Origin of the sequence: Inquilinus limosus MP06 (genome assembly GCF_000767795.1) — a bacterium.
Classification (GTDB): domain Bacteria; phylum Pseudomonadota; class Alphaproteobacteria; order DSM-16000; family Inquilinaceae; genus Inquilinus; species Inquilinus limosus_E.
The window spans coordinates 1-3,843 of sequence record NZ_JANX01000584.1 but is presented as its reverse complement, the minus strand read 5'-3'; the positions used below and the strand labels follow the sequence as shown (position 1 = coordinate 3,843).

The 3,843-nt window shown below is 69.6% G+C and carries 4 protein-coding genes; 1 reads left to right on the top strand and 3 read right to left on the bottom strand.

Annotated features, from left to right (window positions below; all coding sequences use genetic code 11):
• The 3 genes from P409_RS28880 to P409_RS28870 all read right to left on the bottom strand — a co-directional run.
• On the bottom strand, positions 1-190 hold a 190-nt coding region (locus tag P409_RS28880), incomplete at its 3' end, for a hypothetical protein (protein WP_034846555.1).
• A 29-nt stretch (positions 191-219) separates the two neighbouring features.
• On the bottom strand, positions 220-504 hold the full coding sequence (locus P409_RS28875; RefSeq protein ID WP_034846553.1) for a DUF4242 domain-containing protein: 285 nt from the start codon (positions 502-504) through the stop codon (positions 220-222).
• A 76-nt stretch (positions 505-580) separates the two neighbouring features.
• A complete protein-coding gene (locus P409_RS28870) occupies positions 581-3,022 on the bottom strand; it encodes a penicillin-binding protein 1A (protein ID WP_034846552.1) in 2,442 nt (813 codons plus the stop codon).
• 579 nt (positions 3,023-3,601) lie between these two features.
• On the opposite strand from P409_RS28870, the gene P409_RS28865 reads away from it, so the two are divergent.
• Positions 3,602-3,843 (top strand): S1 RNA-binding domain-containing protein (locus P409_RS28865; RefSeq protein WP_152613596.1); only part of this gene is annotated, 242 nt, incomplete at its 3' end.

Sequence of the window (3,843 nt, the reverse complement as noted above, 5' to 3'; positions counted from 1 at the left end):
GCGTCAGCCGGCTGCGCGGATTGTCGGCCGTGATGAAGCCGGCGCCGGTCGCGCCGTGCCCGGCCAGCCAGGCCTCGGCCGCCGGGTTGCGGCGGTCGATCCGCACCTCGTGCTCGACGCCGTCGGCGATGAACAGGTAGCGGGTGTCGCGATAGGCCTCGAGCAGCCGGATGAACTCCGACAGGCCCATCGCCCGCCCCGCCGGTCGCCGGCGATCCGTCAGCCGGCCCGCTCGGTCGTCGGGTCGATCATCTTGCGGATCTCGGTGATCTTCGTCGCCGGGAAGCCGCTGATCTCGGCATGCTTGCGGATCACGCCCTCGTCCTTGGCGAGATAGACGCAGAAGGTCTTGTTGTCGGCGACGTAGCTCTCGACCCACTGGATGTCGGGGCCAATCTCACGCAGCGCCTCGTTCGACTTGGCCGCGGCGCCGCGCAGCTGCTCGCGCTCGAGGGTGCCGACATCCGGGATATCGCGCTCGATGATGAACTTGCGAAGGGCCATGCGTTCCTCCTGGGTTGGGACCGGGTGATCGTGCCTGTCCCCATTGCTGTGCGTCGTCCGGGTTGCGGCGGGCGGATCAGTACAGCCCGCCGGTCCCGGTCGTCGCGTCGGGCACGGTGTCGCCGAAGCCGGTCGTGCCCTGGTCGGTGGGCGTGCCGCCGCCGCCGTCGAGCCGGTCGAGGGCATAGCCGGTGCCGGGCTCGGTGCCGGGGCGGAACGCCTCCCAGATCGTGTCGCCGCCGCTGCCATAGGCGGGCTGGCCGGTCAGCCGGTCGATTTTCACCAGGTTGACCCCCGGCGGGATGCGGAAGGGCGGCACGTCCTTGCCCTTGAGCGCCGCGGACATGAAGTCGCGGAAGATCGGCAGCGCCGCGGTCGAGCCCCATTCCCGGGCGCCCAGCGTCTTCGGGTCGTCGAAGCCGACATAGATCGCCACCACCAGGTCGGGCGCGAAGCCGACGAACCAGGCGTCCTTGGCGTCGTTGGTGGTGCCGGTCTTGCCGGCCAGGGTGAAGCCCAGCTTGTTCAGCGCCGAGGCCGTGCCGCGCTGGACCACGCCCTGCAGGATCGAGGTGATCTGGTAGGCCGACACCGGGTCGGCGATCTGCTCCCGCGTGTCCGGGATCACCGGCGTCGCCTGGTCGGCCCAGGGCTGGCCGCAGGCCTCGCAGGGGCGGTCGTCATGCCGGTAGATGGTGCGGCCGGTGCGGTCCTGGATCCGGTCGATGAAGGTGGGGACCACCTTCTTGCCGCCATTGGCGATCTGGGCGAAGCCGGTGGCCATCTGCAGCGGCGTGGTGGCGCCGGCGCCGAGCGCCATCGAGTAGAGCAGCGGCATGTCCTTGTAGACACCGAACCGCTCCGCCGTGTCCTTGACCTTGTCCAGGCCGACGGCCTGGATCAGCCGCACCGTCATCAGGTTGCGCGACCGCTCGACGCCGACGCGCAGCGGCATAGGCCCGAGGAACCGCCGGTCGTCATTCTCGGGCGCCCAGTCGGTGGTGCCGGTGTCGATGGTGATCGGCGCGTCGTCGATGATGGTGGCCGGGGTGTAGCCGGCCTCCAGCGCCGTCAGATAGACGAAGGGCTTGAAGGTCGAGCCCGGCTGGCGCACCGCTTGGGTGCCGCGGTCGAACTCGCTCATCGCGTAGTCGTAGCCGCCGGTAATCGCCATCACCCGGCCGGTGTTCGGGTCCAGCGCCACCAGCGCGCCCTGCACATTGGGGATCTGGCGCAGGCCGAACTCCTGCGGCACCGACTTGTCCTCCGGCACCGCGCCGGTCGGCTCGACCAGGATCACATCGCCCTTGGCCAGCACGTCGGACGGCCTGCGCGGCTCGGCGCCGACGGTCTGGTTCTCGCGCCAGGGCCGGGCCCATTTCATCTCGGCGAAGGGGATGGTGCCGCGGCTCTTGTCCGAGAAGCCGATCGAAGCGGCCTTGGCGTCGACATCGAGCACCACCGCCATCTGCCAGTCGCCCGCGCCGGCCGGCCGCTGGATCGCGGCGAGCTGCCCGGCCCAGCCGTCGAAGCCCTCGATCTTCTTCAGCGGCCCGCGCCAGCCATGCCGCATGTCGTAGCTGCGCAGGCCGTCGCGCAGCGACTGGTCGGCCAGGTCCTGCAGATGCGGGTCCAACGAGGTGCGCACCGACAGGCCGCCCTGGTAGAGCGCGTCGTTGCCGTAGAGCCGCTGCAGCTCGCGCCGCACCTCCTCGGCGAAGTAATTGGCGCTGACGAACTCGATCTGCCGCCGGTCCTTGGTCACCAGCGGCTCGGCCCGGGCGGCGTCGGCCTGCTCCCTGGTGATCGCCCCGTCCTCGAGCAGCCGGCCGATGACGTAGTTGCGGCGGTTGACGGCCGCGTCCATCCGGGTCTTCGGGTCGTAGCTGCTGGGCGCCTTTGGCAGGCCGGCCAGGAAGGCGGCCTCGGAGACCGTCAGGTCCTTCAGCGGCTTGTTGAAATAGGCCAGCGACGCCGCCGCCACGCCATAGGCGCCGCGGCCGAGATAGATCTGGTTCAGGTACAGCTCGAGGATCTGCTGCTTGGTGAAGGCGCTCTCGATCCGGAACGCCAGCAGCATCTCGCGGATCTTGCGGCTGATCGCCCGGTCCGGCGTCAGGAAGAAATTGCGCGCCACCTGCTGGGTGATGGTCGACGCGCCCTCGACCCGCCGGCCGGAGGCATAGTTCTGGATCGCCGAAATCGCGGCCCGGGCGACGCCCTGCAGGTCGACGCCCGGGTGGTCGTAGAAGCGCTGGTCCTCGGCCGAGACGAAGGCCTGGGCCACCAGGGGCGGAATCGCCCCGAACGGCACGAACAGGCGGTTCTGGCTGGCATATTCCGCCATCAGCCGGCCGTCGGCGGCGTGCAGCCGGGTGGTGATCGGCGGCGCGTACTCGGCCAGCTGCGCCGTGTCCGGCAGGTCGCGGCCGAAATAGCTCGCGGCGGCGAAGACCCCGACGGCCGCGATGACGAGGAGGAGGATGAGGGAGGACAGGAGCCAGCCGATCAGGCGCATCGGACCTTGGGGGCAATGAATGGGCGGTGGCGGCCGCCCTGGAGTGGCGGAAACGGCCGTCGAGGCCGCCTCGACGGAGAAGCGAATAGGCCGCGATTGTGTTCCGTTGATGACCGCGCGGACCGGCGGGGGCTCCTGTTACCATAGCGCCTGCCGCGAGTCAGGTCCCTGCGACCGCGCGTGCCTGTTACGCTCGAAATCTCCCATTGTCGGAACCGCAGGGCCTCGGTATCGTGACGGCGCGACAGTCTGTCCGATCGGACGATCGGGTTTCCAGGTTCCCTGGGCATCCGCGTCGGCCGCGCGGCGGCGCATCGATTTCCGCCGGGAAACGTCCATCGTCGAACGGCCGGCACGCGATGCGCGGCTGCGGATGTCGGGCGACATTGAGATCAACTCGAGGCCGTGCCCCGGCGCATCCGCGCCGGACCGGTGGTCGCGGACCCTCCCGTCTGGCCTGCTGCGAAGCGCCGTTCTCGGGTGATCACGGTTCGCGCCCCCGGCGGCTTCGGCAGGACAAGGACGCGCCGCAGCCCCGTTCGTCGCGCGGGGCCGCCGGCTGCGTCGCAGGGTTTGTACATGGCAAAAAGAATGCTGGTGGACGCCACCCATGCGGAAGAAACGCGGGTGGTGGTGCTGGACGGCAATCGGCTCGAGGAATTCGACTTCGAGACCGAAGCCAAGAAGCAGCTGAAGGGCAACATCTACCTGGCCAAGGTGACGCGGGTCGAACCCTCGCTCCAGGCCGCCTTCGTCGAGTATGGCGGGAACCGGCACGGCTTCCTCGCCTTCTCGGAAATCCATCCCGACTACTACCGGAT